The 3,824-nt window shown below is 37.4% G+C and carries 3 protein-coding genes and 2 pseudogenes; 2 read left to right on the forward strand and 3 right to left on the reverse strand.

Annotated features, from left to right (window positions below):
* Positions 1 to 368 precede the first annotated feature (368 nt).
* Together bamC and dapA are read right to left on the reverse strand one after the other, a co-directional pair.
* Entirely contained in the window at positions 369 to 1,415 is a 1,047-nt protein-coding gene (bamC, locus tag BHE89_RS11855; protein ID WP_069368868.1) for an outer membrane protein assembly factor BamC, read from the reverse strand.
* A gap of 16 nt (positions 1,416 to 1,431) precedes the next feature.
* Positions 1,432 to 2,331, reverse strand: coding sequence for a 4-hydroxy-tetrahydrodipicolinate synthase (gene dapA, locus BHE89_RS11860; RefSeq protein WP_069368867.1), 900 nt, complete (start codon positions 2,329 to 2,331; stop codon positions 1,432 to 1,434).
* A 215-nt stretch (positions 2,332 to 2,546) separates the two neighbouring features.
* On the opposite strand from dapA, the gene BHE89_RS11865 reads away from it, so the two are divergent.
* Complete coding sequence (locus tag BHE89_RS11865; protein WP_036912784.1) at positions 2,547 to 3,104, forward strand: glycine cleavage system transcriptional repressor; 558 nt, start codon at positions 2,547 to 2,549, stop codon at positions 3,102 to 3,104.
* Between the two features lie 17 nt (positions 3,105 to 3,121).
* Positions 3,122 to 3,577 (forward strand): annotated as a pseudogene (gene bcp, locus BHE89_RS11870) (thioredoxin-dependent thiol peroxidase); the annotation flags it as partial.
* Positions 3,578 to 3,694: 117 nt separating this feature from the next.
* Here the strand turns inward: bcp and BHE89_RS11875 are convergent.
* Positions 3,695 to 3,824: pseudogene (locus BHE89_RS11875) on the reverse strand (AI-2E family transporter); the annotation flags it as partial.

A 3,824-nucleotide genomic window follows, 5' to 3' on the forward strand; every position in this document is an offset into this window, starting at 1 on the left:
AAAAAAATAAAATTGATAAAACACCTACAATAAGTATTCCACTTAATATCAAGTGAATAATCATATCACCTGCACTCATAAATACTCCTTCATATAGTCAGAGAATGCTTTGTTATTTTTATTTAAGAATAAGAATTGACGCAATATTGCATAAAAATTAAGCATATTGCATTAAGATTAATATTATTAATAAAATTAAGCTAAACCTATCATTAAAAGAGTATTCCATTAATGATGTTTAATCTGATCGTTCCAATTATATTTTGATAAATAAATTTCAATTTATATTAATAAAATTAAGTTAAGAGCATAAAAAAAGCCGCACAACATTTATTGCGCGGGCTTCTCATTTTTTTAAAAAATAGTGCTTATTTAACAGGCTTACTAAAAGCAGCTTTCAGTGCAGCAACCATTTGATCATTTTGTGATTGTGTTAATGGTTTACCTTTATCACTGATAAATTGTAAACTACTGCGGTTATTTAAATCGCCAACTTGTAACTTATAATCAGCTTCTTCAACCGTTGGTCTATCAACCCCTAACGAACTCCAGTTTGCACTGCTCATTCCTTTATAGGTTACTTCAATTGAACCTTTAGAACGTGTACGATCGCCCATCTTCATACCCACACTTTCTAATGCAATAGGTAATCTATCCCAAACGACATCAAATGGTGCACGAACGATAATCACTGGAAGACCTGCATTATCACTGCCACTTTGGACATCAATAATACCTTGTAAGCTACTGCTTGCCGTATTTTCGCTTAAATTACGCATACGGTTTAAACCATCAACCAATTCGTTAAGCATTAAAATATTGTAACGCTTCACTTCAGACGGATCCGTCACCTCAGTTTCGCCTTGACGTAAACCTTCGTTAGTCACCGTTAACGAAATCACATTGCCTGACTGAGCAATCACTAAACGCTGACGTGTTTGGAAAGGTACGTTTTCATCAGCACGTAACCATGTGATCCAATCAGTATGGATCTCTTTTTGCCCTGCATCACTTTGAGCAATCGCAACCCCTTTTTCTTTTAAGATAGTATTAATTTGCTCATACAAGGTTGTATTTTCAGGTGAATTTGGTAATAACAGACGGCTGTTATCTGCATTATTTTCACTACGTGAACCACTTAACAAATTCAGTGCTTGAGTTGGTGGACGAATATCAAGCGCTAAACCAACAGGTTCAGTTTTTTTAGGGGTTGGAATATCATATTCCCCATTTTGCAAAGGCAACACCATACCCGCCGGAATCGCTAAATTCTTTAGCCCTGCCGTCTCTAAATAAGACTCATCACCACTGACCTGACGTTTATAGCGCTGATCACTTGAACAGGCTGCCAGTAAAACCACCAGCGACAGACCCGCGACTTTCATAATCTTTGATTTATGCAATAGTGTTGCCATTAAAATTCCCTAAGTTTTACAGTATTCCCGCTGTTAACAGCGCTTTCTCAACAATTTGCTGACCTGATGATGTCAATGGAGTCATAGGTAAGCGCAATGTGGCGTCTTCAATCAATCCAATACGTTGACACGCCCATTTAGCAGGGATTGGATTAGGTTCAACAAATAACTGATGATGTAGATCCATCAGACGTCGATTCAGTTCACGTGCTTTCGTAAACTCACCCGCATTTGCTAATCGACATAATTCTACCATCTCTGACGCTGCAACGTTAGCAGTAACCGAAATAACACCATGGCCGCCAAGTTGCATAAAGTCTAATGATGATGCGTCATCACCACTTAATAAGATAAAACTATCATCATTAACCAACTCTTGGATTTGACTAACACGACTTAAGTTCCCTGTCGCCTCTTTAATTGCCACAATATTATCCAACTTGGCTAAACGTGCAACTGTTACAGGCAATAAATCACATCCAGTACGACCTGGTACATTATACAGGATTTGTGGTAATGCCGTGCTTTCAGAAATCGCTTTAAAGTGCTGATATAACCCTTCTTGTGAAGGTTTATTATAATATGGTGTTACACTTAAACAACCTGCAATACCTTTATTTTCAAACTGTTGTGTAAACCAGACAGCTTCAGATGTTGCATTAGCACCTGTACCCGCTATGACCGGAATACGCCCATCAGCCATATCTAGCGTCATCAGAACCACATCAACATGCTCGTCATGACTTAATGTTGCAGATTCTCCTGTTGTACCGACAGAAACAATGGCGGCACTGCCTGCATTAACATGATAGTCAACTAATTTACGTAAACTAACCCGGTCAACATTGCCTTTTGCGTCCATTGGTGTAACCAATGCCACCATACTGCCTGTAAAATTAAATTCGTTATTCACCATAATCATTGCTCCGAGATAGACGTATACTCAATGGTACTCATTCATTGCTCTATTGAAAACTACTTAACCCTAGGTTTCTAATGAAATTTGCTAATATTCTTTGATATGAATTAAAGAGATATAATAATTGAAGATAGTGAGCAAGGGATCTTGGCAGAAATCAAAATTTGTGTTTACCTGTTAAGAATAAACTGAAAGTCAAAAGGAACCTTATTTTGCCCATACCTGATAAACATTTTCTCGTCATTACTGCATTGGGGGCTGACCGTCCTGGTATTGTTGATACCATTACACAATTAGTCAGCCAGTGTGGATGTAATATCGAGGACAGCCGACTTGCGATGTTTGGTCAAGAGTTTACGTTTATCATGCTACTTTCAGGTGGCTGGAACGCTATCGCACAATTAGAAGCGTTGTTGCCCATTAAAAGTGCGGAACTGGATTTATTGACCGTAATGAAAAGAACCACCAATGGCGCACCGATTACCTATCCTTCAACCATCGCAGCGAAAGTTGATATTGAAGATGCGCCCGGTATTGTAGAACGCTTTACTAATCTATTTAGCCAACATAATTTTAATCTTGCTGAATTAATATCTAAAACACATCCATCAGAAGATGGCTCACCTGCCCGTTTAGAAATACAAATTACGGCGCATAATCCATTAGATGATCATGGTCTTGTTATTAATGAGAAATTTAATCAATTATGTACAGAGCTGAACGCTCAAGGCACAATAAGTATCGTAAATAGTCTGATGATGAAACAGTAAAAATGGAGAATGACCTAATGAACCCATTAAAAGCCGGTGAAAAGGCGCCTCAATTTAGTCTGCCCGACCAAGATGGAGAAACAATTAATTTATCTGATTTCGCAGGCCAACGTGTGCTCGTTTATTTTTACCCTAAAGCAATGACACCGGGTTGTACGACTCAAGCTTGTGGCTTACGTGATGAAATGGATGCTCTAAAAAAAGCCAAAGTTGAAGTATTAGGCATCAGTACAGATAAATCAGAGAAACTTTCTCGTTTCGCTGAAAAAGAGATGTTAAATTTTACATTACTTTCAGATGAAGATCATAAGATCGCAGAAGAATTTGGTATCTGGGGAGAAAAGCAATTTATGGGGAAAACTTACGATGGAATTCATCGTACCACATTCTTAATTGATAAAAATGGGGTTATCGAACACGTATTTGATAACTTTAAAACCAGTAATCACCATCAAATCGTTCTTGAATATCTCGCTCACGCAATACCATTAATAAAGATTTCGAAAATTGATAAAAAAACAGACAGTGTAAACTGTCTGTTTTTTAATGCATTCCCTGTTCAAAAAACTTAACTTTTTCTTTATATGTTGCTCATTTGCAATTTCATCAGGCAATGCATGCAATACTGCTTTTATCAGTGTTGCTAATGGGATAGCAAAAGAAAAACCCCCCCAAAAAACCCCACATTCCACCGAATATAATCACTGATAATATAATGAC

The sequence above is a fragment of the Shigella sp. FC1967 genome (genome assembly GCF_001743005.1).
Lineage (GTDB): Bacteria > Pseudomonadota > Gammaproteobacteria > Enterobacterales > Enterobacteriaceae > Proteus.

Coding starts and splice junctions, on each gene's coding strand:
- dapA (WP_069368867.1), bottom strand. CDS start 2,331: ATGGTGAATAACGAATTTAATTTTACAGGCAGTATGGTGGCATTGGTT.
- bamC (WP_069368868.1), bottom strand. CDS start 1,415: ATGGCAACACTATTGCATAAATCAAAGATTATGAAAGTCGCGGGTCTG.